Source organism: Nonomuraea sp. NPDC049152, assembly GCF_040648355.1.
Taxonomy (GTDB): domain Bacteria; phylum Actinomycetota; class Actinomycetes; order Streptosporangiales; family Streptosporangiaceae; genus Nonomuraea.
Window position 1 is genome coordinate 1 of record NZ_JBEZDO010000020.1, and the last position, 25653, is coordinate 25653.

Sequence of the window (25653 nt, forward strand, 5' to 3'; positions counted from 1 at the left end):
TCGCCAAAGGAACGGGATAACGCTATGAACATCGTCGCCACGACTGTGGCACTGAATGTGGGCGACGTGGCCGCGTCCAGCATGTTCTTCACCACTCACCTGGGCTTTCGCGAAGCGCTCAGCCAGGAGGAGCTCGTGGCGCTGAGCCGCGACGACGGAGCGGTCGACATCTTGTTGCAGCAGCGCTCGCTTGAGGAACCGCCCAGCCCGCGGCTCGCGGATGTGATCGTGTCGTTCACGGTCACCGACATCGCCGCCGAGCATGAGCGGCTGCGCGGGGAGGGTGCGAACATCACCGTCCCACTGCACCACGAGCCATGGGGCGAGTGGGCGCTGCGGCTCACCGACCCCAACGGCGTCGTGGTCCAGCTTGTGGAGTGGATCCCACCCTTCAGGGACTGACCCAGCGAATCGCACCGAGATTTGCATACATTCAAACCCCAATGCGCACGGTGTGCGCATTAGAGAACGGTATTCGCAGGAACTTTCATGAACCAACATCCACGCCGGTGGCTGATCCTGATCGTGCTCTGCCTGAGCACGATGGTCCTGATCATCGACAACATGGCGCTCACCGTCGCGGTTCCGGCCCTGGCCGCCGATCTGGGCGCGACCGCACAGGACATCCAGTGGATCCTGCAGTCATACATGCTGGTCTTCGCGGGCCTGCTGCTCACCGCCGGATCCCTGTCCGACAGGTACGGCAGGCGGAAGGTCATGGTCGTCGGCCTGGTGCTGTTCGGCGCTGCCTCCCTGGTGGCGACGCAGGCGGCCGACTCTGGCCAGCTGATCGCGGCCCGCGTGGCGATGGGCGTCGGCGGCTCGCTGATCATGCCGAGCACTCTGTCCATCATGATCACCGTCTTCTCCGACGCGGTGGAACGGCGCAAGGCGATGGCAGCCGGGGCGGCCTTCTCCATGCTCGGCCTGGTCGGCGGCCCCGTCCTCGGCGGCGTCCTGGTCACCTCCCTCGGCTGGGAGGCGGTCTTCTGGATCAACGTCCCGGTCGCCCTCGTGGCTGTCGTGGCCGCGCTGGCCCTCATGCCCGAGTCCAAGGGCCCGGCAACCAAGCCCGACCCGCTCGGCGCCGTCCTGTCCGTGGTCGGTATGTCCGCCCTGGTGTGGACGATCAACGAGCTCGTGCGCGGCGTCGCCTGGATCCCGCTGGTCATCGCCGTCGTCGCCCTGGCAGGCTTCGTCGTCTGGGAGCTGCGCACCGAGCATCCGATGGTGCCGCTCAAGCTCTTCCGCGACCGTGACTTCGCGGGCGGCAGCCTGTCGCTCACCCTGGTTCAGGTCGGCAACGGCGGCTTGCTGCTGGTGTTGACCCAGTACATGCAGTTCGTCCTCGGCTACACGCCCACGCAGGCCGGCATGGCCTTCATCCCGATGTTCGTCGCCTCCATGATCTTCAACGGCGTCGGCGCCGGGCTGGGTACCAAGCTCGGCAACCGCGCCGCGGCGGTGCTCGGCATGATCGTGATGGCGGCCGGGTTCGGCCTGCTCACCCTCTCCTCGGCCGACAGCGCCGTGGTCCTGGTCATCGCCCAGGTGGTGCTGGGCGCGGGCGGCGGCCTGGCGATGCCGTCCGCGATCGCCGCCCTGATGGGGGCCATCCCCGTCGAGCAGGCAGGCGTCGGCTCCGCGCTGAACAGCACCATCCAGCAGGCCGGCGCCGCCCTCGGCGTGGCCATCCTGGGCAGCCTGGCCACCAGCAGCTACACCTCGGCCATGCCGGCCACCGCGCCAGAGGCGGCCCGGCGGTCGGTGGCCGCAGCCGTGGCCGACCCGTCGCTGGCGGCTGTCGCCCGCGAGGCGTACGGCGCGGCCATGTCGTCCGCGTTCGTGGGCGCCGCTGCCGGGGTGCTCGGCGCCGCCGTACTGGCTCTGCTCCTTCTACGCCGACGTAAGGTCGGTGCCCACGCCGCGTCCTCGGCTCAGCAGTTGGCTCCAGCCGGAGTCGCTCGCTGACTGTCACGCCAGACAGTGATCACGTCTAATGCGCTGTCGTGTCAGCTGCGGCATCAGGACGGCGACGACCCGGTATCAGAGCGGTCGGCGACAGTGGACGACATGAACCGCCGCGGGCGTCAGGCTCGAGCGGGTTTCACACAGATCAAACACCTGAGGCAAGGAGATTCATGATGGGAAACAACAACAGCGGGTTCTCCGAGGCGGGGCTGCGCAGGCTGCGCGGGGTGCTGACGGGGTATGTCGAGTCGGGGAAGATCCCCGGCCTGGTCGCCCTGGTCAGCCGGGACGGCCAGACGCACGTCGAGGCGCTGGGGACCATGCGGCATGAGGGCGGGGCGCCGATGCGCCGCGACACGCTCTTCCGGATGGCCTCCACCTCCAAGCCGGTGGCGATGGCGGCGGCGATGGTTTTGCTGGATGAGTGCCGACTGCGGCTGGATGACCCGGTGCAGGCATGGCTGCCGGAGCTTGCCGACCGGCAGGTGCTGCGGCAGGTGGACGGCCCGCTGGAGGACACCGTGCCGGCGCGGCGGCCGATCACCGTGCGGGACCTGCTGACCTCCACCTTCGGGCTCGGCATGGATCTGACGGCGCTGGGAACGCCGATCATGAACGCGGTCTTCGAGCGGGAGCTCACCGGCCACGGGCAGACGCCGGAGGCGGATGAGTGGATGCGCCGCCTGGGTGAGCTGCCGCTGATGCACCAGCCCGGAGCGCAGTGGCAGTACCACATCAGCCACGACGTGCTCGGCGTGCTGGTGGCCAGGGTGGCCGGTCAGTCGTTTGAGACGTTCCTGCGCGAGCGGGTCTTGGATCCGCTGGGGATGAAGGACACCGCCTTCCACGTGCCGGCCGACCAGATCGACCGGTTGCCGCCCAGCTACGCCCCCGACCCGCAGAGCGGCGAGTTCGTCGTCTGGGACGAGGCTGTGGGGGGACGCGTCAGCCAGCCGCCGGCCTTCGCCTCCGGCGGCGGTGGGCTGGTCTCCACCGTCGATGACTACCACGCCTACTTCCAGATGCTGCTCAACGGCGGCATGCACGGCAGCGAGCGGATCTTGTCACGGGCCGCTGTGGAGTTGATGACCACCGACCGGCTCACCCCCGAGCAGGCAGCCGCCCGCAACGACCTGGCCAAGAACAGCATCCAGGTGTCCTTCGGCCAGGGCCAGCAGGGCGGCTGGGGCTTCGGGATGGCGGTGCGCACCTACCGCGGCGACTACGCCCCCATCGGCCAGTTCGGCTGGGACGGCGGAACCGGCACCACCGTCTATGCCGACCCGGCCAACCAGCTCACCGGCGTCCTGCTCACCCAGGTCGGCTTGTCCGTCCCGGACCCGGCGCGGCTGATCCACGACTTCTGGACCACCCTCTACCAGGCCATCGACAACTGACACCCGCGGAACCAGACCTCCAGGAGCACATCATCATGTCCACCACCCTTTCCGACCAGGACAAGAGCACCCTGCGCACCGCCGCTTACGGCGCTGTCTCACTGATGGCCGCCGCCGGAGCCGCGGGCAATCCCGGGGCCCACCGGATCGCCACCGACGGCAGCATCGCCCTGAACTCCGCCACCGGCCTGGTCGGACGTGTGCTCGCGGAGAAGAGCAGGGACATCGCCCTGGACGGTAAGTCCGTCGCCGATCTGGCCGACACCGTGCTGCCGATGCTGACCGCGGCCATGGACCTGCTCAAGCAGGATCCGGCCGAGGCCGACAACTTCCGCAGCACCGTCATCGTCGCCATCGAAACGGGCGCCCAGATCCACAAGGGCGAGCCCAGCCCTGCCCTGGCCGAGATGACCCGCAAGATCACCGCAGCCCTCGACGCCGCCTGACCTGCCCGGCCGCGCCATTTCATGAGGTTGTGACCAAACCCGCTCCGCTGTGCCGGGCGGATGCAACTTCGATGACTTCACCATCTACAAGGGATAACCATGTCTAACTCACAGCGACGAGGGTTCCTCGCCGCAGTCGCCCTCGCGGCCGCAGTCGCGCTCCCGCTCGTGGTCGCCGGCGCTTCCGCCGCGTCCGCTACGACGGAGCCGAAGATTGACGTCTCCGGCGGGGTCACCCAGCCCGTCTTCTCCTACGCTGACGCCATCCGTGAGCACGTCCGGGTGGAGTCGCCGGTCGACAGCGACGGCGACGGCAAGAAGGACCTGGTCCGGGTGGACATCATCCGACCAAAGGAGAGCAACTCCGGGCTCAAGGTTCCGGTGATCATGCACGAGAGCCCTTACTACGACGTTCCCGGGGTCGGCTTCGAGATTGAACAGAAGAAGTACGACGCGGACGGGAACCTGACGAAGTTCCCGCTGTTCTACGACAACTACTTCGTGCCGCGCGGGTACGCGTTCGTGTCCGTCGACATGATCGGCACCAGGCTGTCGGACGGCTGCCCGACCTCCGGCGGTCCCTCCGACGTGCTGGGCGGCAAGGCGGTCATCGACTGGCTCAACGGCCGGGCCACCGCCTACGACGACAAGGGCACTCCGGTCAAAGCCTCCTGGACCACCGGACGCACCGGGATGATCGGCCACTCGGGCGAAGGAGCCCTCGCCATCGGTGTCGCCGGCACCGGCGTGCAGGGGTTGGAGACGATCGTGCCGCTCGCCGGACCCAGCAGCTGGTATGACCTGTGGCGGGCGAACGGCACCCTCACCGATATCAGGCGCGGGCAGGAATGGTGGGCCACGCAGGCCGACCAGGATCCGGATGAGAAATGCGCCGCGGCGCACCAGCGCATGAACGAGGGCTCGGACGACGCCACCGGCAACTACAACGCCTACTGGCGCGAGCTCGACTACCGCAACGGGCCGATCTCGAAGGCGAGCAACGTGCGCGCCAGCGTGTTCCCTGTGGTCGGCATGCAGGACCGCAACGTGATGGGCAACCAGTTCTCCGAGTGGTGGGCCGCCCTGCCCCGCACCGTGCAGCGCAAGGTGTGGGTGACCCAGTACGGTCACCTCGACCCGTTCTGGGCCCGCCGGCAGGTGTGGGTCAACACCCTGCACCAGTGGTTCGACCACGAGCTGATGGGCGTGCCCAACGACATCATGCGCCGGCCGCGCGCCGACGTGCAGCTCGGCCCGGACCGCTGGATCACCCAGGCCGACTGGCCGGCGCGAACCCGGGCGGTGACCCTGCGCCCGCAGCAGGACGGCTCGCTGGGCCGCAAGCCCTCGACCGGAGCGGGCAGCTACCTCGACACCAGGCAGACCGAGGCCGCGATGGCCGACAACCCGGGCACGGTCAACCCCAACCGGCTGGCCTACCTGACCCCGCCGCTGGAGACCGCGATGCGACTGTCCGGCACGCCGTCGGTGAGCCTGAAGGTCAAGCTGGACAAGCCGACCGCCAACCTGGGCGTCATGCTCGTCGACTACGGCACCGACACCCGCATTAACTACGACGAGATCGGCGCGAATCCGCATCGCGCGTACGGCTTCAAGTTCCTCGATGCCGAAGACTGCATCGGCGAGAGCACGGCCGATGACGACGGCTGCTACCGCAAGGCCGTCGACAACACGGTGACCTCCGGCTTCCACGTGGTCACCCGGGGCATCATCGACGCGCAGAACCACAGGTCACTGAGCCGCCAGACGCCGCTGACGCCGGGCAAGCCGTACCGGATCACCTGGAACATGCTGCCGCAGGACTACGAGTTCAAGGCCGGACATCGACTGGGCCTGATTCTGACCGGCACCAACGCCGACCTCACCTTCACACCCGACGTCGAACCCGGCACCGGGAGCGAGGTCACCGTCGACCTGACCGGCACCTCGATCTCACTGCCGCTGGTCACCGGCGCAGCCGGCGGAAGATAGCTCGACCGATCATGCCTACGGTCGTGACCGACATGGCCGCGACCGTAGGCATGACGTCTCCGGTGTCCCTCTGCTCGCCCGCGTCGTCCGCGACCTGGGCCCGATGGAGTTGTAGTTGCCCGGAGACCAGCTCAGCCTCGTCCGCTCCGGCGCGCGGGCGGGTGGATCTCGCGGATGATCTGGATGAACGCGCGGACGCGGGCGTTGTCCTCGCCCGCCCGCCACAGCAGCCCGTACTCGATGGGCGGGGCGTCGCTGAAGGGCACGAAGGTCACCCCTGGCCTGGGGTAGTAGCGGGCCCCTCGGGCGGCGACGACCGAGACGCCCTTGCCGACGCTGATGTGGGAGAGCACTTCCTGCCAGTAGGTGAACTTTGGCCTGGTCTGGCGCGGCGAGGCGGAGAACGACATCATCCGAGCCTTCGCCCAGGTCGTCCGGGATCTGGGCGTCTTGCGATCCTGAACCCGCAGGTGCGGTGAGAAGGGTGTTGAGGCCGGAGCCGCCCATCAACACCCTCTCCGCTACTTCGGCTACTCCGCGACGGCTTTCATCCGGGGCAGGAGCAGCGCCACGGCCAGGGAGGCGAGAGCGAAGCAGGCCCCGACGAAGAACGCCTGATGGAAGACCATAGCCCTGGCCTCCAGCACGAGGACGGGGTCGCCGTGGGCCCACTCGGTCAGCTCGGAGACGCGGCTGAAGGCGATCGTCGCGGCGACGGCCACGCCCAGCGCCCCGCCGGCCTCCTGGCTGGTGTTGATGAGCCCCGCGGCCAGCCCAGCCTCCGCCTTGCCGACCCCGCTGAACGCGGCCACTTGCAGCGGCACGAAGGACATGCCCAGCCCCAGGCCCACCACGAGGAACGCCGGCAGCACGCCGGTGAGGTACCCGGCGTCGACGGGCAGGCGGGACAGCAGCAGCAGGCCGATGACGCTGAGGACTAGACCGGCCAGCAGCACCGGCTTGGCCGCCACCTTCGTGACCAGGTTCGAGGCCAGACCCGCGCCCACCGACACGACGACGGCGAGCGGGACGTAGGCCAGGCCGGTCTGCAGCGGCGAGTAGTTCAGGACCTGCTGCATGAACAGGCTGGCGAAGAAGAACAACGTCACCAGGGTGCCGAACATGAGGACGGTGGCGATGTTCGCCAGCCGCAGCACGCGCAGCCGGAAGATGTCCAGCGGGATCAGCGGCGACTCGGCGCGCCGCTCGATGCGCAGGAAGGCCAGCAGCAGTGCGGCCACGGCGACGAGGCCGCCGATGGTCCTGAACGAGGCCCAGCCCGCGTCGGCAGTCTCCCCCAGGGTGTAGATCAGCAGGATCAGGGCGGAGGTGAGGACGACGGCGCCCGCCGTGTCGAAGGCGCGACGCCGTACCTCGGCCCGGCTCTCCCGGATGACGAGCGGGGCCAGCACCGCCACGACCACGCCGATCGGCACATTGATGAAGAAGATCCAGCGCCACCCGGGGCCCTCGGTGAGCAGACCGCCGAGGGTGACCCCGACAACCGACGCGACACCGCTGATCGCACCCCAGACGCCGAGCGCCTTGGTTCGCGCGGGCCCTTCGGCGAAGGTGCCGGTCAGGATGCTCAGGGCAGCCGGAGCGATGAACGCCGAGCCAAGGCCCTGCAGGCCGCGGGCGATGATCAGCATCGCGGCCCCCTGGGCGACGCCCGCGGTCAGGGACGCCCCGGCGAACACGATCAGGCCGATCTGCAGCATGCGGCGGCGTCCGAGGGTGTCGGCGAGCCGCCCGCCGAGCAGCAGGAACCCGCCGAGCACCGTTCCGTAGGCGGTAACGATGTACTGCAGGGAGCTCTCGGAGATGCCGAGGTCACGCTCAATGGACGGCAGCGCGATGTTCACGATCGACACATCGAGGAAGACCATGAACCCGGCCAGGCAAAGGTAGGCCAGGACCAGCCCGGGACGGCGGCGTGGCCCGGTCTCGGGTGGGCGCGTGGCAACGTCTGGCATTGACATGAAAGGCTCGCATTCGTGAGTCGGCACGGCACGTGCCGTGCCGCTTGCCACGATCATGCAGGTGCCGCGCGCACCATGTCAATACGGCACGTGCCGTGCCGTTTGCTGTAGGGTTCGGGGATGGCCACCGTTTCCTCCCGCCGCGATCCCGACCGCACCGAGGCAGTCCTGCGGGCCACCCTCGAACTCGCGCAGGAGGTGGGCTACGCGAAGCTCAGCATCGAGGGCATCGCCGCACGCGCGGGGGTGGGCAAGCACACCGTCTACCGGCGCTGGCCGTCCAAAGGCGCCGTCGTTCTCGACGTGCTGCTCGCCTCCAAGCAGCAACTGGGTTATCCCGACACGGGAGACATCGTCGCCGACCTTCGCGCACAGATGCGGGCAGGCATGGAGTTGCTTGCCCGGCCAGGCATCTCCGCGCTCTACCCCGCGCTGATCGGCGAGATCCAGAATGACGCGGCGCTCGCCGCGGCGTTCCGCGAGCGCTGGCTCAAACCGGTGACCGACGGGACCCGGGCCCGCCTGCTGCTGGCCAGGGAGCGGGGGCAGCTCTCCCCGGACGTCGATCCCGACATGGTCATCGCCCTGCTGTACGGGCCGCTGTACTACCGGATACTGGTGGCCCCCGGTCCCTACGACGCAGCCTTCGTCGACTCCCTGCTCGACGCGGCGTTCGCCGGCCTGAAACCACCGGCCGATTCCCGGCACGTTTCATGAGCCTGCTTGTCGGCTGCGCCCGACCTGACCGCGTTCTACTCTGACGGGCCCTTCAGTTCGACGGTGTTTCCCTGGGGGTCGAAGACGTAGATCGACGGGCCGACACCCTGAGCGCCCCGGCGTGTGCCCATCTGCCCGACCCGGACGTTGTGCGCCTCCAGGTGCTCCAGGATCGCGGGCTCGTCGTAGTTGGCGACCCGCAGGCACAGGTGGTCCATGTTGTGGCCTTCCGTGCCCGGCGCCGCGCCGCCCGGCAGGCCGAGCTTGCCATCGACCCGTACCAGGTCGATCAGCGAGGCGCCGGCGCGGAGCTGGAGCATTCCGATGTCGTCCCGGCGGAGCTCGATGGAGCAGCCGAGAACGTCACAGTAGAACCGTTCCATCACCTCGGCGTCGATGACGCGGAGGACGACGTGGTCAATGGCATCAATTTCGATCATTGTGCTGGTCTTCCTCTTGAGAGTTGACGAATCTGCCCAGGTCATCGGGCAGACTACGGATTGCTCACCATCGGCGGGTGAGCACTCGTGCTTCCAGGACCGTGGTTCTGCCGAGAGCAGGTGAGGTGTTCCCAGGATCCAGCCCGCGGCTGAGGCGATCAACGTGCGATCGCGACGCGATCGTTTAGGTGCGTTCAACGACTTCCCGCACGGAGGTCGCGACCAGTCCCACAGCCAGTGCGCCCACGGTGGCGTCGACCGCCCGCCGAACGGACCGACGCCGGGTTGCTGATCCCGGCGGTGGCCCGGGTCTTGCTCACCGGAAGGCGGCGGCGTTGCGCGCGGCCCACTCGCCGAAGGGGCGGGGGCGCGGCCCAGGATCCGCTCGACGTCCGGACTGACACGCCGCTCCTCGGGGGTGGGCTCGCCGAGGATGGCCAGGGTCCCCTCGACCACGGGCAGCGGCATGAACTGCGAGCGATCATGGCGGCGTGCCGAGCAGGCGATCCGGCCGCCCGGCCGGTGCGCGACTCCGGCACGTTATCCGGTGGAAGAGTTCCTCGTTCATGGTGGCCTCGGGTGATCACGACGTGCCGGGCCGACCTTGCCGATCTCGGCGCAGTCGAGGTCGGTCGCGAGCATGTCGCGAACTTGCTGCTCGCTGGTGGCGGTGAAGGACGCGACCCCGTCGCACGTGAGGTCGAAGGCGTAATCAGACATCTCGGCCGCCGCTCTGGGTGCCGAGGAGCCGTACTTCGGTGACGCCCATCGACAAGATCACGAAACATGATCCCAGGTGACCCGGACTAGCCATTCGGCGCCCCAGAGCCCTTCCTCCCACCGGACGAAGGGCTCTGCGCTTGAAGTACTCGAGTTCTTGAGCCCCACACCCGCTCCCGAGGCCAACCGAATGGCTCCCGCTGACCGTCCGGGCGGCCCGCGCGGGTGGGGGGACGCGGGTCCCCCGCAGCCGGAGTCCTATATCAGCGGCACCGCCCGGTCCAGGGCGGGCGGGGCCACCGGCCCCTGCCGCAGGTAGGCCCGCATGGCCTCGTAGTCGCGGTTGCCGCGCACGGCGTCGGTGTACCCGGCGAAGGCGGTGTAGCCGTCGGCGCCGAGAAGCGTGTAGGCCAGCGCGGCGAGCCGGTAGGTCCTGCCGGTGTCGAGCGGCTGCCCGTTCACGATCACGTCGGCGGGGTTGATCCTGTCGCCGACGGGCCTGGTCGCGTCGAAGGAGAAGCGGACGTTCTTGGACACGGCCAGCGGCGCGAACTTCACGGTGCCGTTGGCCTGCGTCTGCCACTGCTGCTCCAGGGCCTGCTCGATCTGCGAGCCCTTGACGGTGACGGTGAGCACCGGGTTGGCGTAGCCCCAGGCCGCCCACGACTCGCCCATGAGCACCTGACCGTCGCTGTCGGCGGGGTTGGCGCCCTTGGCGAACCTCAGGTCGCCGCGCAGGGAGTTGGAGCCCTTGGTCGGGGCGACGGCCACCATGGCCAGGTCGGCCTTGCCGCCCTCGGTCCGCTGCGAGTCGAAGTAGGCCACGTCGGCCACGGTGTTGCCGAGCGTGCTCTGCCCCGTCGCGTCGCCGGTCCTGGTGAGGTCGCCGGTGATGGTCCCGTACGGCTTGGCGTAGGTCTCCTTCTGCTTGGCGTTCCAGTGGTCGACCAGCTTCACCATGGCGGGGTCGGGGGTGACGTCGCGGGTCACTGGGTGGTTGACCGCGGTGGTCTCGGACCTGATGACGTCGCGGGTACGGTGGTCGAGCTTCAGGTTGATCTCGTTGATGAGGCGGCCGTGGTTGGCGGCCTCGACGACCGGGCGGGGATTACCCGCCGGGTCGGGTAGCGAGCAGGTGAAGTACCAGTGCCAGTGGCCCGTGACGATGACGTCGATGTCGGGCGAGGCGTTGGCGGCGAAGTCCCAGATCGGCCCGTTCTTCTGATCGGCGCAGCCGTTGTAGTCGTCTCCGGCCTTGCCGCCCTCGTGCACGTTGGCGACGATGGCCTTGACGCCGCGCCGCTTGAGGATGGCGGCATACTTGTTGGCCGTCTCCACCAGCGGCAGGTTGTCCAGTGACGGCTGGTAGGAGGTGGAGCCGTCCACCGTGGTGGGCGTGGTCAGGTTGATGAACCCGACGGGGATGCCCTGGAAGCGCTTGATCACGTACGGCGGGAGCACCGGACGGGTGTCGCCCTTCCGCGAGATGTTGGCCGTCGAGATGGCGAAGTCGGCGCCGTGGAACTGCCGCCCGTCGGAGTCGGTGAAGCAGCTGTCGACCCCGATCTCTCCGAAGCACTCGCCCTCGCCCATGTGGTCGCGCAGGAACTCCAGGGACCGGTCCAGCTCGTGGTTCCCGACCGTGGTGAACTCCACCTTGATCTTGTTCAGGAACTCGATCGTGGGCTCGTCGGCGTGGTAGGACACCTCGGTCGGCCAGCCGCTGAAGTTGTCACCGGCCGAGAACGTGACCGTGTTCTCATGGCCTTGCCGGAGCTTGTCCAGATGCGTCGCCACGTACGGCGCGCCGCCCACCACCAGGGTGTTCCCCTGCGGATCCTTGATCGTCCCGTCGGTGGCGTTGTTCTGCGGGGTGATGAAGCCGTGGAAGTCGGTGAGGGACAGCAGTTGCACGTCCACGGGCTTCGGGTCGGCCAGTGCCGGTGAGGCGGAGGAGGCCAGAGTGACGCCTAAGGCGACGACGATCCACTTGCGACGGGAATGCACACATACTCCTCGATAGAGGGATACAACGGGAGAAAAGACTGGTGGTTCAGCCCTTCGAGCCGGTGAACGCGATCCCGGCGATCAGCTGTCGCTGCATGACCACGAAAAGAACGATCACGGGCAGCGAGGCGACGACGGACCCGGCGAAGAGGATCGGGTAATCGGTCAGGTACTGGCCGCGCAGCGAGGCCAGCCCGGCGGAGAGCGTCATCATCTCCGGGTCGGTGTTGACCACCAGCGGCCAGAGCAGGCTGCTCCAGGACCACATGACGGTCAGCAGCCCGAGCGCCAGCAGCCCGGGCCGCACCAGCGGCAGCATGATCCACCAGTAGATCTGCAGCGGGTTGGCGCCGTCCAGGCGCGCCGCCTCGTCCAGTTCCCTGGGCAGCGTCTTGAAGAACTGCCGCAGCAGGAACGTGCCGAAGGCCCCGAAGACCCCGGGGGCGATGAGCGCCTGGAGGGTGTTGAGCCAGCCGAGCCCCTGCATGATCTCGTACCGGGGCAGCAGGAACAGCTCCCCCGGCACCATCAGCACGGCCAGGAACAGCATGAAGATCGGCCCGCGCCCGGGGAACTCCAGCCGCGCGAAGGCGAAGGCTGCGAGCGAGCAGAGCAGCAGCTGCCCGGCCGTCACCGCCGCCGTGACGATCACGGTGTTGAGGAACTGCCGCCCGAGCGGCACGGTCCTGAACACGTCGGCGAAGTTGTGCCACTGCCAGGAGGGGACCGGCGTGGGCGGCACCCGCATCGACTCGGTGACGGTCTGCAGCGAGACCACGAGTTGCCAGACAAACGGCGTGATCATGATCAGCCCGCCGACGAGCAGGACCGCGTGCACGATCCAGCGCCTACTCATAGTGGACCCACCGCCTCTGCAGCCTGAACTGGAGGGCGGTCAGCGCGAGGATCAGGGCCAGCAGCACGACCGCGATCGCGGCTGCGTAGCCGCGGCTGTTCTGCACGAAACCCTGCTCGTAGAAGAGGTAGACGATCGTGCGGCTCCCCGCCAGCGCCGGGCTCTTGGTGTCGATCATGAGGTAGACCAGGTCGAACACCTGCAGAGCGTTGATCAGCGTGATCACCATGACGAAGAACGTGGTGGGCGTGAGCAGCGGCAGCGTGATGCGGAAGAACTGCCGCATCCTGCCCGCGCCGTCGATCGCGGCGGCCTCGTAATAGTGCTTCGGGATCCCCTGGAGCCCGGCCAGGAACAGCACGGCGTTGTACCCGAGCGAGCTCCAGATCCCGACCACCGCGATGGCGTAGATCGCGAACTCGGGGTCGGAGACCCAGTAGGGCCCGTCGATCCCGATCTCGCCGAGCAGGTAGTTGATCAGGCCGAAGTCGCCGTTGTACAGGTAGCGCCAGGTCAGGCCGACGGCCGCGGGCATGGTGACCACGGGCAGGAAGTACAGCGTGCGGTAGAAGCCGAGCCCGCGCAGCCCCGGCACGTTGAGCAGCGCCGCGATCACGATCGCCAGCGGCACCCCGATGAGCACGAGCACGGAGTAGAGCAGCGTGTTGCGCAGCGCGCCGAGCATCTCCTCGTCGCCGAAGAGGGCGGCGAAGTTGTCGACGCCCACCCACGTCTGCCCGCCGAACACGCCGGACTCGGTGAAGCTCAGGTAGAGCGTCTGGACGATCGGCCACAGGTAGAACACGGCCAGCCCGAGGGCCATGGGCGCGATCAGCCCGTAGCCCCAGAGCCAGTCGCAGCGCGGCCGCCGCCCCGGCCGGGCCGCCGCCTTGGCGGCGGCCCGTTCCTCGGTCAGCAGCATCCGCTACTCCTTGGCCAGGATCTCGTTCATCTGCGCGGCGATCTCCCTGGCGGCGTCCGCGGTCGGCCGCTTGCCCGCCCATGCCTCGGCGAGGAGCTTGTTCTGCACGTCCTGCCACTTGGCGGTGTTCAGGGAGACGGGGTACGGCACGCCGTGCGGGATCGAGGCGTCGAACGCCTCCTTCAGGTGGTAGTTCGGGAAGGCGTTGAACCAGCCGTCCTGGGTGCCCGCCCGCGAGGAGACCGAGGCGCCGCCGGTGTCGCTGAGGATCTTCTCGGCCTCCTCGGAGGAGAGGAACGTGGCGAACTGCGCGCTCTCGACCGGGTGCTCGCTCTTGGCCGAGACGGCGTTGGCCAGGCCGAGCAGGATGACGGCCTCCTGCGCCGGCCCCTTGGGCAGGGGCGCCACGTCGACCTTGTCGCCGCGCTCGGTGTTGGCCTTGAACGCGGTGGCGAGCCAGGAGCCGCCGTAGTACATGGCGTACTTGCCGGTCATGAACAGCTGTACGGGATCGGTGTCGGTGGTCGCCTGGGCGGGCGGGGCGACCTTGTCCTTGTTGATCATGTCGGTCCAGAACTCCAGGCCCTGGATGGAGCCGGGCTCGTCGAAGCCCGACTTCTTGCCGTCGGCGGAGACGACGTGGCCGCCGGCCTGGATCATCGTGGGGTAGAAGCCGCCCTGGTCCCACATGGGGGCCAGCAGGCCGTACTGCTTCTTGGCCGGGTCGGTCAGCTTCTTGGCGGCGGCCCTGAGGTCGTCCCAGGTCCAGTCGGCGGTCGGGTACTTGACGCCGGCCTTGTCGAAGAGCTCCTTGTCGTACCAGAGCACGGGGAGGCCGACGTCGCGCGGCATGCCGTACAGCTTGCCGTCGTAGCGGTAGCCGTCCACGATCGCCTGCGGGAAGGCGCTGACGTCGGCGTTCTGGATGGGGGCGAGCACGCCGCCCTTGGCGTACAGGCGGACGTTGAGGCTGTTCATCCAGAAGACGTCGGGGGCCGCGCCGCCGGTGGCGGCGGTCTGGAGCTTGGTCCAGTACTGGTCCCAGGGGGTGATCTCCAGCTTGACCGTGACGTCGGGGTGCTGCTTCTGGAAGGCGTCGATGATTTTCTGGGTGCTGGCTTGGTCGTTCTTCTCCCAAATCGCGTAGCTGATCGTGATTTTTCCGGACTTGGTGGTGGTGTCGGTGCCGGAGCCACAACCGGCCAGGGTCACGGCCAGGGCGGCGACCAATGCCATACGCAGACGCACGGGGGGTTCCTTCTCTGGAAGCGTCGGGGGTGGGTGGTCAGGGTCTCGATCGCGAGGGATCGGCGCGGAGGGCGGCGCTCCGCTCAGAATTCGGTGTTGGTGAAGCCGGTCCGCGCCACGACATCGCTGTATCCGTTGACGTCGAAGTCCTCGGCGTAGAAGAGGTGGAAGCCGGTGGCGTCGGCGGCGACGGCGGTGGCCGACTGACTGCCGGCCGTGTTCGGGTTCATGCGCTCGCAGGGGAACCGGCCGGCCGTCGTCCCGTCGGCGTTGAAGCCGCGGGCGTACACCTCGAAGGAACGGCCGGCGTTCCAGATGTCGGACTCGGTCCAGCCGACGACGAACCGTCCGCTGTCGTCGACGGCGACGGACGGCGATCCCTGGACCGCGCACCTGTCCACCAACGACACCCTCCCGCACAGCGGCGGGTACTCCTTGCCGCCGTCGGAGACCGTGTTCGGTGCGTACTTCCCGAACGCGACGGGGTTCTCCGCGAACCTCGATCCCAGGGAGGGCGTCAGACCCCGCGTCCGCACCCGCCAGACGGTCTTCACGTCGCCTCCGGTGACCGCCACGTTGTCGCTCCAGGCGACGACGCTGTCGCCGCCCGCCGTCGTCGCCACCGCGGGGGCCAGGTGCTCGGTGGCCGCGTTGGTGCTGATCTTCGTGGCGGCGGCGACGGTCGCGCCGGTCGCCGAGACGCGCTTGCCGTACACGTCAGGCGCCTGCTGCCAGACCACGGTCGCGGTGCCGGCGCCGTCGACGGCCACGTCCGGCCGGTCCCCCGCGCCCACCTGGACCGGCGCGAAGGCACGCGAGGTCAGCGAGGCGTAGCCGGCCGCGCGGACGGTCTTGGTCGGCGCGTCCTCCCAGACCACCGTGAACCCGCCGTCGCCCCGGACCGCGATCCTCGGCCGGGTCTGGTCGCCGCTCCACTGCGGGTCGTTCGCCCAGATCGTCGAGCTCAGCGTGCCCGACGGCGAGAGCCTGCGCACCGCGATGTTGTGCTCCCCCCGGCAGTCGCCGTCCTCGGCCCAGGCGACGTAGGCGTTGCCCGTGTCGTCGACGCCGGCCGACGGCTGCACGTGGTTCCAGCCGGTCGCGCACCCGGCCCCGCCCATCGAGACCTTCACGGGGCCGGTCACCGGCTGCCCGTCGTGGTAGATGCGCGCGTAGACCTCGGTGCCGTCCACCGAGGCACGATCACGGTCGTCCTCCCAGGCCACGGCCGTGTAGCCGGCGCGCATGGCGGCCGCCCTCGGCGCCCGCTGGTCGTCGGGGCCATTGGCGGCCATCTGGAGCGCGGCGTCCGGATAGGCGGAGGGGACGAACTTGATCATCTCGTCCAGCATCGCGGCCAAGTCCGCGTCGTACGCCGCGTAGATCCCCGCGTCGTCGATACGGATGAAGGAGTCGTCCGAGGCGGTCAGGGAGCCGGCGTTGAGGTTGTGGGATCCGGTGTAGACGTAGCGCCGCGTCGCGCCGCCCGCCGCCGCCGACGGCCCGTCCACCAGGATGATCTTCGAGTGGAGGTTGTCGGGCGCGCAGGTGTCCCCGGCCGGGTAGTGGCAGCCGCCGGGCCTGAAGGTGTGCACCACGATGCCGCCCTTGGCGAGCTCCTGGGCGGTCGAGACCGTCTGGTTGCCTTCGGCGACGAGCACCTGGACGCCGCACCCCTGCTGCTTCTTCGCCTTGAGCGCGTCGATGACGAGCGGCCTGTCCGTGGCGAACTGCGCCTGCGCCACGCGGATCGTGCCGGGGCAGCCCACGTCCTTGATCATGGCCGCGACCAGGTCGGCGCTGTCGTAGGTAGCCTGGTCGTAGACGGTGTCGCGGGGCTCCATCCAGACCGTGACCTTGCCACTGGCGGAGGTGAAGGGCGCCTGCCACGTCGTCCGCACCCGGGAGACCAGCGTGTCGAACACCTGCCGGTAGCCCTCGGCCAGGCCGGCGTCACCCGAGCTGATCAGCATGTTCTGGTGGAGGCCGTTGTCGGCGCTGAGGTTCTGCGAGCTCTGCGCGACCACGTCGGTCCTGCCGTCCGTGAGGCGGCTGAACACGAAGAACTTGTGGTGGTTGATGTCGGTGTCCGGGCCGTTGCAGCCCATGGTGCAGAGCGTGACCGGCACTCCGGCGGCGGCCAGCTCGTCGAGCAGCGGGTCGTGACCGGACCCCTCGGACACCACCCGTACGTCGACGCCGCGATCGTGCGCCGCCACGAGCTCGTCCTTGACGGTCCTGATCTCCAGCACGTACGTCGCCACGCGCAGGGTGGAACCCGGCGCGGCCAGGTCGATCAGGCCCAGCAACCGCGTCAGCAGGGAGCCGTCGAGCGTGCCGTCGACGCTCGGCCTGCTGAAGTACGCCGACAGCTCGGGAGTCGCCGCACGGGCCGGGGTGATCACGCCGAGCAGGCAGGATAAGCCGATGAGGATGACGGACAGGCGTCTGGTCATACGTGCCTCTCTCCACTGAGGTTTCGTCGGATGCCGCGGGTCCAGGCCGCCACCTCGGCCTCGGTCTCCGCCCGCTCGCGCGGCCAGCCCTTGACGTCCGGCCGCGTCTGCCACGGCTCGGGGCCGGTCTCCTTGCGGTACTCCACGCCCAGCGCGGCGAGCCGGCGCTCGTGGTGGTGCAGCCGCGCCCGGAAGTCGTCGAAGTCGCCGCCCGCGGGGCTCCACACGACCTCGGCGAAGGCCGACAGGCGGGGGAAGGCCATGTAGTCGAGCGCGCGAGGCGAGTCGATGTGCTCGGTCCAGAGGTTCGCCTGTGCGCCGAGCACGCGGACGGCCTCGGCCTCCGTGAGCTCCGGCGGCACCGGTTCGAAGGCGTGGACGTCGCGCAGCGAGATCACGCTGCCGATCGGGACCGGCTCGTCGGGCCGGTCCGACTGCCGGAAGTCGAGGTAGAGCTGCGTGAACGGGCACGTGATCACGTCGTGCCCGGCCCTGGCCGCCACGACCGCGCCGTACGTGCCGCGCCAGGACGCCACGGTCGCACCCGACGGCAGGCCGCCCTCGATGATCTCGTCCCAGCCCAGCAGGCGTCGCCCGCGCGCGGTCAGATGGTCGGAGAACTGGCGGATGAACCAGCTCTGCAGCTCGTCCTCGTCGCGCAGGCCGAGCTCGCGGATGCGCCGCCGGGCCGACGGGCTCTCCCGCCACTGCGTCTTGGGGCACTCGTCGCCGCCCACGCAGACGTACTCGCCGGGGAAGATCTCCATGACCTGGTCGAGCACGTCCCGGTAGAAGGCGAGCGTGGCGTCCTCGACGTTGAGCACGTTCGGGGAGACGCCCCACTGGGTGGCGACCTCCAGCGGGTCGTCGAGGTTGCCCAGCTCCGGATAGGCGGCGATGGCGGCCTGGGAGTGCCCGGGCAGCTCGATCTCGGGCACCACGGTGACGAACCGGTCCGCCGCGTACGACACGATCTCGCGCAGGTCGTCCTGGGTGTAGAAGCCGCCGTGCGGGCGGCCGTCGAACAGGCCGTGCCGGCGGGACCCCAGCGGGCTCTCCCTCCGCCAGGCGCCGACCTCGGTCAGCTTCGGGTACCCCTTCACCTCGAACCGCCAGCCCTGATCGTCGGTCAGGTGCAGGTGCAGCACGTTGAGCTTGTGCGCGGCCAGCAGGTCGATGTACCGCAGCAGGTCGGGCTTGGGCAGGAAGTGCCTGGCCACGTCGATGAGGCAGCCGCGCCACCGGAATCTCGGCCGGTCCTCGACGGTAACCGGGGCGACGAGCCAGTCCCGCTCGCCGACCGCGCCGCTGCGGAAGGCCGCGGGCGGCAGCAGCTGGCGCAGGGTCTGCGCGCCGTAGAACGCCCCCGCCGCGTCCCCCGCTTCGACGCGTACCCCGCCGGGGCGCACGGTCAGGCGGTACGCTTCATGGCCGAGCCCGGCCGCCAGGGTGAACTCGATCGCCCCGGGCCGCGCCTCTCCGGGCGGCAGCGGCAGGCCGGTCACGGGGAACAGCACGCCACGCAGCCAGCCTTCCACCCGCGCGAGCTCGGGGGGTGCGGCGATCACTGTGGCCGTGGTGAGGGTGAAGGGCTCCGTGCCGTCTCGGTTGAGGTGAACGGGTCGTGGCAGCAGCAAGTCAGGTCCCTGAGGGGTCGGAGGTCGGGGTTCGGCGATTGTGTCGCCGTACGGGCTGGGCGGGCTTGCGTCGCGGTGGAGTACCGCCCGATGAGGATTTATGATGAAGTCCACCATTAAGATTCGTCAAGAAGGGTTATCCGTGACGCACTCCGTGACTGGCGGCGACCTTCAGCGGCTCCGGCGGCTCAACGCGCTCTCCGCGCTCGCCGTCCTGCGCGCCGACGGCCCGATGACGCTGACCAAGCTCGCCGAGCGCGCCGACCTGGCCAGAGCCACCATCAAGGTGGTGGTCAGTGACCTGATGAAGCTGGGCTGGGTGGCCCAGCTGGACCCGAGCGGCGGCGAGAAGGGCAGGCCCGCGCGCCGCTACCGGTTCCGCGGAGAAGTGGGCCGAGTGCTGGGGCTCGACATAGGAGCGCACAAGGTGCTCGCGGTCGTGGCCGACCTCGACGGCAACGTCCTGCACACCACGCGCGAGCCGGTCACCCCCGAGCAGCCGCGCGCCGAGCGGCTGGCCGCCGTCGACAGGGCCGTCGACGCCTGCCTGACCGGCTCCGGCACCTCCGCCTCCGACGTCTGGATCGCGGTGGCGGGTAGCACGGGCTACGTCGACCTGCAAGGACGCGTCGTCCTGTCACGGGCCATCCAGGACTGGTCGAGCGTGCCGCTCGCCGATCACCTCGGCGCACGGCTCCGCTGCGCGGTCCTCGTGGAGAACGACAGCAGGCTCGCCGCGCTCGCCGAGTGCCGCAGGGGCATCGCCCGCGACACCCGGAACCTGATCTTCCTGCACGTCGGCCGGCGGGCCGGGGCCGCCGTCGTACTCGACGGAGTCCCCCTGCGCGGCGGTGGGGGCGCGGCGGGCGAGATCGGCGTGCACCCGCTGTTCAACCTGGGTCACGTGGGCGAGCTGCTGCAGGCCGTCCCCGCCGTGGAACCCGGCACGCCGCCCGACGCGGTCGCGGGGGCGGTGTTCGAGGCCGCCAGGCGCGGCGACGCCGGCGCGCGCGGCGCCGTCCTGCGGTACGTCAAGGTGCTCGCGCTGGCCACCTCCGCGATGGCCCTCACCGTCGATCCCGACCTGGTGGTGCTCGGCGGGGGCTTCTCCCGGTCGGCCGACGTGCTCCTGGAGCCGCTGAGGGACGAACTGGAGACGATGTGCCTGCGCACTCCGGAGCTGCGGGCCTCGGTGCTCGGCGACGAGTGCGTGGCGGTCGGCGCCGTCTGTTACGGCGTCGAGCGCCTGTCCAAGACGCTCTTCAACCCCGAGACCGGCCCGTTGCCCGCGGATACCCCCCCCATCATTAATGGTTGAGTTCACCAAATATCGGGAGCGTGCGTGAGGACGGCTGGTTGTGACTTCAGGTGCCGGGCGGCCACGTAGGCGCGGCTGAGTTTGGCGTGCCGCGCACGGGCTTGACGCCGAGGGCGCCGGTCATGGCATCCAGGCGACCGGGCTCGCAAGGCGGGCTGAGAGGGAGAGGGTGGTGGGCGTGACAGGTGATGCGGTTGAGGAGTTTGAGCGACACCGTTCGAAGCTGTTCGGGCTGGCCTGATGCCCCGCGCCGGCGCAGGTAGGCGCGGTTGGCGCGGGAGGAGTAGGCCTTGTCGGCGGCGACCGCGCCGGGGCGGGTGCGGGGACGGCCGACGGGACCGCGGACCTTGATGCCGGCCAGGACGGCGATGAAGCGGGGACTGTCGGCGGCCTGGCCGGGAGTGAGCAGGAACGACAGCGGACAGCAGCGCCGGTCGGCGGACAGGTGCACCTTTGCTGGGTCAGCCCGCCCCGGGAGCGGCCCAGCTCGGCCGCCTTCAGCCGGGCGCCTCGGCCTCGATCACCGCGTCGGCCATCTGCCCGGCCAGAAGGAGGATGGCCGAGAGCGCGCACCGTAGCTGGGCCACCGCCGGTGGCGGGAGAGGCTGGGCCAGCGCCCTGGTGATCAGGTCGGTGGTTCCCGTCAGCTGCCCCGCTTCGGTCATGGCGTGCGCGGCGGTCAGCGTGCGTGTGAAGTGTTGCGGAGAGTCGTCGTCGGTGAGCTCCATCGCCCGCACCGCGATATCGGCGGCGGTCCCGGGAGCATCGGCGAGGAGTTCGTTCACCGCCTGGTCGAGCCCTGCCAGCGTGCGCGTGTCACCGTGCTGGCCGCCGAGCAGGAGATGGGTGGCCGCCCCGACGGCGGACCCGCCCCGCTCCAGCAGGAGCCCGCCGATCTGGTGGTGCAGGGCCTGGCGCACCGGTGGTGGCAGCCCCTCGACGACAGCCTTCCTGACCAGGTCATGCCGGAACCGGAGAGAATCCGATCCGACCACCAGGACTTGGGCGTCCATGGCCTCGCCCAGGGCGGGGAGCAAGGTGGCCGGCGTCCTGCCGAGCGCCTCGGCCACATCCTCGGGCGAGAACGACTGCCCCAGCACCGCCGCGGTCTCGACCAGCTGGCGGGCTTGGCTGCTCAGCCGTTCGAGACGCCGCGTCACGAGGCCCTGGAGTCGTTGCGGAAGTCGCTCGGAGGCCAGATGGGCCAGCCCGCCGGAGACGCTGATCGCCTGCTCCTCGCGGAGCCCGGCCATAAGCTCGACCAGGAGGATGGGGTTGCCGCCCGCCCCCGCTGCCGGGCTCCAGCAGCTCGTGGGCGGGCGGCGCGATCAGAAGGTCGGCGATCACCTCGGCCACGGCGTCGGGGGAAAGAGGGGCGAGCTCCAGCCGGACCGCCCCCTCCGCCTCAAGAGCGGTGAACAGGCGTTCCACCTCTGTGCCGTGGCGGTCGGTGCTCCGCGCGAGCATCCAGACGAGAGGCTGCGGCGACAGCTGTGACTCCAGGATCCTCAAGGCCATCAAAGTCACTGGATCCGCCCACTGCAGATCGTCCAGGACCACGACGAGCGGATTGCGGGACGCGAGTGCTTCGGCCCTGGCACGGAGCCGCTCGACCAGCATGATGCGCGTATCGACCGTAGGTGCCTGGCTGATCAGCGTGATCGGCGATTCGTTGAACGCCGAGAACAGCGGCGCCATCGGAACAAGCTGTCCCAGCTCCTCCGCGTGCCCGACCGCGAGGGAGAACCCCAGCTCGGCGGCCGTGTCGGCGGCCTCGGCGAGGAACCTGACTCTTTCCCGTGCCGGACTTCGGGAAAGAGCGCGGTGCTTCTCCTCGACGGGCCGCGCACCTCGTCGATGGGTGCCGTTCCGCGCCAGATGACTACACAGATTGAGGATGTTGGGACCGGTTTCCGGAGCAAGCCTCAAACAAAGAGGCCCTTCGCCGTGCCTGGCGAAGAATCGAGGTCTGACTCAGCTCAGCTCTCGGGAGGTGGTGCTCGGCGACCGGCCGAAACCAGCGCGGCCTCGACCAGTGCACCAAGTTGGCCAACTCTACGGCGTGGGTGGCGGCGTGCCCGGCGGGCAGCGTCCGGAGCGCAGCGAACACCTGCTCAGTGTGCTCGACTCCTTCGCTGAGCGCCACGGCCTGCTTTCCGAGGACGAAATTCTTGCTCGCGAGCTCGACTATGTCCGCGTCCTGGACGAATTCGGCCGCGAACTCGGTCACCCCGTCTTTGATGATGTCTTCACCGTCGATCTGCGGGTTGCCTCCAAGCCGGGCCGATGAGGCAGCCGTCGGCGACCGCGACACCGGCGAGCTGGCACGACAGCACGCGCCCCTCCGGAGGGTGTCCGCCGCTCGCCGCTCCGCGTCATGGTCACAGGAGCAGGCCCAACAGCCGGGACATGCGCTGCCAATGCTCGCTGGAGGGGTTCTTGAGGTCGGGTTCGACGATCTTGAGCGCGCGGGCGAGCACCATGGACAGCCCGCCGGCCACGGCCGGCAGCCGGGCCTCGGCGTCTACGCTGAGCGACAGGTCGAGCGGCGGCAGCGCGGTGAGCTGCTCCAGGATCGGCGATAGCTCCAGCTCCTCGTCCAGGTCGCGGAACTCGTGCATGTTCTCCTGCAGTCCCTTGGTAATGGGCAGGTCCCATGGCTGGATGATGTCGCGCCTGTTCTCCTTGGCCGCGGCCTCGGCGACGACGAGCATGTCGTACAGCTTCTGGTTGACGAAGTCGTTGAAGCGCTTGAGGTCGTTCTTGTCCACGTCGAGTCCCGCGGCGGCGCGGAAGAAGCGCTCGAACCTGGCGTGTGCCATCACCGGCATGTCGATCACCGTCTTCTCTGTCGATTTCCTGTGGTGGTGAACCTCTCGTGCACCAGGCGCACGGCCATGGCGCCCTCCCCCACCGCGGAGGCGACCCGCTTGACCGATCCGCTGCGGACGTCGCCCGCGGCGAAGACGCCCAGGTGGTCGGTCTCCAGGGGAAGCAGTGCATTCCAGGTGGTGGATTGTCCCGTGACGATGAAGCCGCGGTCGTCGAGCGGCACGGCGCCCTCCAGCCACTTGGTGTGCGGGTCTGCGCCGATGAAGACGAACATCGCCCTGGTCGCGATCTCCAGGGACTTCCCCGTGCGCTTGTTGCGGACGCGGACACCTTTCAGCGTGCCGTCGCCGATGAGGTCGCATACCTCGGTGTCGTGCATGATCTCGATGCCGGGCGTGCGGTCGAGCTCGTCGGCGAGGTAGCGGGACATGCTGGCGCGCACGTCGTCACCGCGTACGATCATGCGCACCGACGACGCGTTCCTGGCCAGGTAGAGGGCCGCCTGACCGGCGGAGTTGCCGCCGCCGACGATGACCACCGGCGAGCGGCTGCACATGCGCAGCTCGAACGGGGTGGCCGCGTAGTAGACACCCGATCCCTCGTACTTCTCCAGCTCGGGGACCTCCAGCCGCCGGTAGCGGGCGCCGGTGGCGATGATCACGGCGTGGCCCTTGATGGTGTTGCCGTCCTCGACGACGACGCCGTAGAAGCCGTCGTCCGGCTGCAGACCGGTCACCTCGGCCGGGACGGTCAGCACCGCGCCGAACTTCCGCGCCTGGATGATGGCGCGCTCGGCCAGCTCGGCGCCCGAGATGCCGGAGGGGAAGCCGAGGTAGTTCTCGATGCGGGAGGAGGTGCCGGCTTGGCCGCCCGCGGCCACGGCGTCGAGCACGATGGTCGTCAGCCCTTCCGAGGCCCCGTACACGGCGGCGGCCAGGCCCGCGGGGCCCGCGCCCACGACGACCAGGTCGCTGACCCCGGTGCCGGGCACCGGGACGGGCAGGCCGATCGCCTTCGCCAGCTGGGCGACGGTCGGGTTGCGCAGGACCTTGTCGCCGCGCCAGATCACGACCGGGGTGTCCTCGGGCGGGATGCGCAGCTCGCGCAGCAGCGCGTCCGCCTCCTCGTCCTCCTCCAGGTCGATCCACCGGTGCGGCACCCTGTTGCGGGCAGCGAACTCGCGCAGCCGCCGGCAGTCCGCCGAATAGCGGGAGCCGATGATGCGGAAGCCGGTGCCCAACCCGATCAGTAGGGACCGCCGGGCCAGGTAGGCCCGCAGGATGAGGTCGCCGAGTGCCTGGTCCCGCGCCACCAGCGCGCGCACCTCGTCGGCCGGCACGGCCAGCACCTCGCCTGGCTCCTGGACGACGGCGGTCAGGAATCCCGCCTGGCCGGTGAGCAGGCTGAGCTCGCCGAGGAACCGGCCCGGGCCGTGGACGGCGATCGTCCGCTCGTCCGGGCCGCGCCCCTCGACCATGGCAACCTTGCCGGTCAGCACGACGATGAACTCCGCGGTGGGCTCCCCCTCACGGAACAGGACGTCGCCTCCCGACACGGCCCGGCGCTCGCCGCGGGGGGAGAGCTCGGCGAGCTGCGCCTCGCTCAGCCGGGGATAGGCGCCGTACAAGTCCGGCGTCTCGGGTACCGGCGTCATGCGCGCGCCTTGACCGCGTCCTCGACCCATCTGCGCAGCTCGTGGGCGGGCGCGCCGCCCGCCCGCTGGGCGACGACCTCGCTGCGGACCATCATCATGAGCGTCGGGATGTGCTTGATCGCGAAGCGCTCGGACAGGCGTGGCAACCGGTCCACGTCGACTAGTTTGACGCGGCCGGCCAGGTCCTGGGAGACCTGTTCGAGCGCGGGCGTGACCATCCGGCACGGCCCGCACCAGTCCGCCCAGAAGTCGACGGTGACCGGTAGCGCCGATCGCTCGGCGACCTTGGCGAACGTATCGTCGCCCGCCTCGGCGATCCAAGGCAGCAGCGGCTGATGGCAGCTCCCGCACTGGGGGACGCCGTCGGCCGCGGCAGGCACCCTGTTCCGTTTGCCGCAGTTCGGGCAGGCGATGGTGGACGTCATGTCAGCTGCCCGGTCCGGTGAAGGTGACGCTCAGCTCGCCGTGGTCGACGTCCACTGTCACGGTCGAGCCGTCGGGGACACCCCAGGCGTTCGCGCCTCCGTCCTCGCTCATCTCTCCCAGGGCCGCGTTCCTCTACCCCGGCCGGTCGTACGTCTTCGAACTCGCGGGCGGGGTAGACGTCACCGCCCCTGCGGCGCCCCAACAGCGCCATGGTGACCTCCTCGATGTGATGCACACCATTTCGAGGCTTTCGCGGGAGCTGCCGCTTCACATCCCTCATACGTGTAGTCCTGGCGCTCACGCGTCAGCCGCCGGGCTCGTCGCGCTCCCGGACCGCCACGAGGCGGGTCAGCTCGACGCGGGAGTTGATCTGCAGCTTGCGTGGAAGGCGACCGTGTGGGCGCTGATGAACATCTGCTCCGCCACCTTCCGGTTGGACCATCTGTCGGCGACCAGGAGCGAGACGTTGAGCTCGGTCTCGGTGAGGCTGTCCCAGCCGCAGACGGGCCGGTCGGCGTAGCTCCAGTGGCGGTAGTGCACGCCCATGCCGCGCAGCCGCTTGCGGACGCGGGCCGAACGTTCCCACAGTCGATGCACGAGGATTCGCGGATCAGGACCCCCGTGTCCGTGGA

The 25653-nt window shown here is 69.5% G+C and carries 23 protein-coding genes and 1 pseudogene; 8 read left to right on the forward strand and 16 right to left on the reverse strand.

What is annotated here, in order from left to right:
- Nucleotides 1-24: 24 nt before the first annotated feature.
- From AB0B45_RS31200 to AB0B45_RS31220, 5 genes are all read left to right on the forward strand, one after another.
- Nucleotides 25-402 (forward strand): VOC family protein, encoded by a 378-nt coding sequence (locus tag AB0B45_RS31200; RefSeq protein ID WP_358137860.1) that lies wholly within the window; start codon nucleotides 25-27, stop codon nucleotides 400-402.
- An 87-nt stretch (nucleotides 403-489) separates the two neighbouring features.
- A complete protein-coding gene (locus AB0B45_RS31205; protein WP_358137862.1) occupies nucleotides 490-1971 on the forward strand; it encodes an MFS transporter in 1482 nt (493 codons plus the stop codon).
- A 170-nt stretch (nucleotides 1972-2141) separates the two neighbouring features.
- Nucleotides 2142-3368 (forward strand): serine hydrolase domain-containing protein, encoded by a 1227-nt coding sequence (locus tag AB0B45_RS31210; RefSeq protein ID WP_358137865.1) that lies wholly within the window; start codon nucleotides 2142-2144, stop codon nucleotides 3366-3368.
- A gap of 35 nt (nucleotides 3369-3403) precedes the next feature.
- Nucleotides 3404-3814, forward strand: a complete 411-nt coding sequence (locus AB0B45_RS31215) for a hypothetical protein (protein WP_358137867.1) — start codon at nucleotides 3404-3406, stop codon at nucleotides 3812-3814.
- Nucleotides 3815-3913: 99 nt separating this feature from the next.
- The gene (locus tag AB0B45_RS31220) at nucleotides 3914-5806 is read left to right on the forward strand and encodes a CocE/NonD family hydrolase (protein WP_358137870.1); all 1893 of its coding nucleotides are present in this window, start codon (nucleotides 3914-3916) and stop codon (nucleotides 5804-5806) included.
- Nucleotides 5807-5937: 131 nt separating this feature from the next.
- Here the strand turns inward: AB0B45_RS31220 and AB0B45_RS31225 are convergent, their stop codons facing one another.
- On the reverse strand, nucleotides 5938-6219 hold the full coding sequence (locus tag AB0B45_RS31225) for a LysR substrate-binding domain-containing protein (protein ID WP_358137872.1): 282 nt from the start codon (nucleotides 6217-6219) through the stop codon (nucleotides 5938-5940).
- Between the two features lie 117 nt (nucleotides 6220-6336).
- Complete coding sequence (locus AB0B45_RS31230) at nucleotides 6337-7782, reverse strand: MFS transporter (RefSeq protein WP_358137875.1); 1446 nt, start codon at nucleotides 7780-7782, stop codon at nucleotides 6337-6339.
- Nucleotides 7783-7908: 126 nt separating this feature from the next.
- On the opposite strand from AB0B45_RS31230, the gene AB0B45_RS31235 reads away from it, so the two are divergent.
- Nucleotides 7909-8505: a TetR/AcrR family transcriptional regulator gene (locus AB0B45_RS31235; RefSeq protein ID WP_358137877.1), complete on the forward strand. Its 597-nt coding sequence runs from the start codon at nucleotides 7909-7911 to the stop codon at nucleotides 8503-8505.
- Between the two features lie 35 nt (nucleotides 8506-8540).
- Here AB0B45_RS31235 and AB0B45_RS31240 read toward each other — a convergent pair whose 3' ends face one another.
- From AB0B45_RS31240 to AB0B45_RS31275, 8 genes are all read right to left on the reverse strand, one after another.
- Complete coding sequence (locus AB0B45_RS31240) at nucleotides 8541-8945, reverse strand: VOC family protein (protein WP_358137880.1); 405 nt, start codon at nucleotides 8943-8945, stop codon at nucleotides 8541-8543.
- Nucleotides 8946-9509: 564 nt separating this feature from the next.
- Entirely contained in the window at nucleotides 9510-9665 is a 156-nt protein-coding gene (locus AB0B45_RS31245; RefSeq protein ID WP_358137883.1) for a hypothetical protein, read from the reverse strand.
- A gap of 258 nt (nucleotides 9666-9923) precedes the next feature.
- Nucleotides 9924-11672 carry a bifunctional metallophosphatase/5'-nucleotidase gene (locus tag AB0B45_RS31250; protein ID WP_358137886.1) on the reverse strand — a complete coding sequence of 583 codons (1749 nt, stop codon included), beginning with the start codon at nucleotides 11670-11672 and terminating at the stop codon, nucleotides 9924-9926.
- A gap of 46 nt (nucleotides 11673-11718) precedes the next feature.
- Nucleotides 11719-12528, reverse strand: coding sequence for a carbohydrate ABC transporter permease (locus tag AB0B45_RS31255; protein WP_358137889.1), 810 nt, complete (start codon nucleotides 12526-12528; stop codon nucleotides 11719-11721).
- Nucleotides 12521-13450, reverse strand: a complete 930-nt coding sequence (locus AB0B45_RS31260; RefSeq protein WP_358137891.1) for a sugar ABC transporter permease — start codon at nucleotides 13448-13450, stop codon at nucleotides 12521-12523. The genes AB0B45_RS31255 and AB0B45_RS31260 overlap by 8 nt, the downstream gene beginning before the upstream one ends.
- Nucleotides 13451-13453: 3 nt before the next feature.
- Nucleotides 13454-14698: a sugar ABC transporter substrate-binding protein gene (locus tag AB0B45_RS31265; RefSeq protein ID WP_358137893.1), complete on the reverse strand. Its 1245-nt coding sequence runs from the start codon at nucleotides 14696-14698 to the stop codon at nucleotides 13454-13456.
- Nucleotides 14699-14781: 83 nt separating this feature from the next.
- Nucleotides 14782-17154: a phospholipase D-like domain-containing protein gene (locus tag AB0B45_RS31270; protein ID WP_358137896.1), complete on the reverse strand. Its 2373-nt coding sequence runs from the start codon at nucleotides 17152-17154 to the stop codon at nucleotides 14782-14784.
- Complete coding sequence (locus tag AB0B45_RS31275; RefSeq protein WP_358138269.1) at nucleotides 17151-18788, reverse strand: beta-N-acetylhexosaminidase; 1638 nt, start codon at nucleotides 18786-18788, stop codon at nucleotides 17151-17153. Before AB0B45_RS31275 ends, AB0B45_RS31270 begins: the two co-directional genes overlap by 4 nt.
- 145 nt (nucleotides 18789-18933) lie before the next feature.
- Between AB0B45_RS31275 and AB0B45_RS31280 the strand changes: the two genes are divergently transcribed.
- Entirely contained in the window at nucleotides 18934-20109 is a 1176-nt protein-coding gene (locus AB0B45_RS31280) for an ROK family transcriptional regulator (RefSeq protein ID WP_358137898.1), read from the forward strand.
- A gap of 244 nt (nucleotides 20110-20353) precedes the next feature.
- Here AB0B45_RS31280 and AB0B45_RS31285 read toward each other — a convergent pair.
- Nucleotides 20354-20613: pseudogene (locus tag AB0B45_RS31285) on the reverse strand (transposase); the annotation flags it as partial.
- Nucleotides 20607-21362: a hypothetical protein gene (locus AB0B45_RS31290; RefSeq protein WP_358137900.1), complete on the reverse strand. Its 756-nt coding sequence runs from the start codon at nucleotides 21360-21362 to the stop codon at nucleotides 20607-20609. The gene AB0B45_RS31290 and the pseudogene AB0B45_RS31285, both read right to left, overlap by 7 nt.
- Nucleotides 21363-22171: 809 nt before the next feature.
- Here AB0B45_RS31290 and AB0B45_RS31295 point away from each other — a divergent pair.
- Nucleotides 22172-22399 carry a hypothetical protein gene (locus AB0B45_RS31295; protein ID WP_358137902.1) on the forward strand — a complete coding sequence of 76 codons (228 nt, stop codon included), beginning with the start codon at nucleotides 22172-22174 and terminating at the stop codon, nucleotides 22397-22399.
- A gap of 91 nt (nucleotides 22400-22490) precedes the next feature.
- Here the strand turns inward: AB0B45_RS31295 and AB0B45_RS31300 are convergent, their stop codons facing one another.
- From AB0B45_RS31300 to AB0B45_RS31315, 4 genes are all read right to left on the reverse strand, one after another.
- Complete coding sequence (locus tag AB0B45_RS31300; protein ID WP_358137904.1) at nucleotides 22491-22940, reverse strand: DUF1931 family protein; 450 nt, start codon at nucleotides 22938-22940, stop codon at nucleotides 22491-22493.
- Nucleotides 22941-22945: 5 nt separating this feature from the next.
- Nucleotides 22946-24595: an FAD-dependent oxidoreductase gene (locus tag AB0B45_RS31305; protein ID WP_358137907.1), complete on the reverse strand. Its 1650-nt coding sequence runs from the start codon at nucleotides 24593-24595 to the stop codon at nucleotides 22946-22948.
- Nucleotides 24592-25020, reverse strand: coding sequence for a thioredoxin domain-containing protein (locus AB0B45_RS31310; protein WP_358137908.1), 429 nt, complete (start codon nucleotides 25018-25020; stop codon nucleotides 24592-24594). Before AB0B45_RS31310 ends, AB0B45_RS31305 begins: the two co-directional genes overlap by 4 nt.
- A gap of 349 nt (nucleotides 25021-25369) precedes the next feature.
- Nucleotides 25370-25618, reverse strand: coding sequence for a LuxR C-terminal-related transcriptional regulator (locus AB0B45_RS31315; protein ID WP_358137910.1), 249 nt, complete (start codon nucleotides 25616-25618; stop codon nucleotides 25370-25372).
- Nucleotides 25619-25653 lie beyond the last annotated feature (35 nt).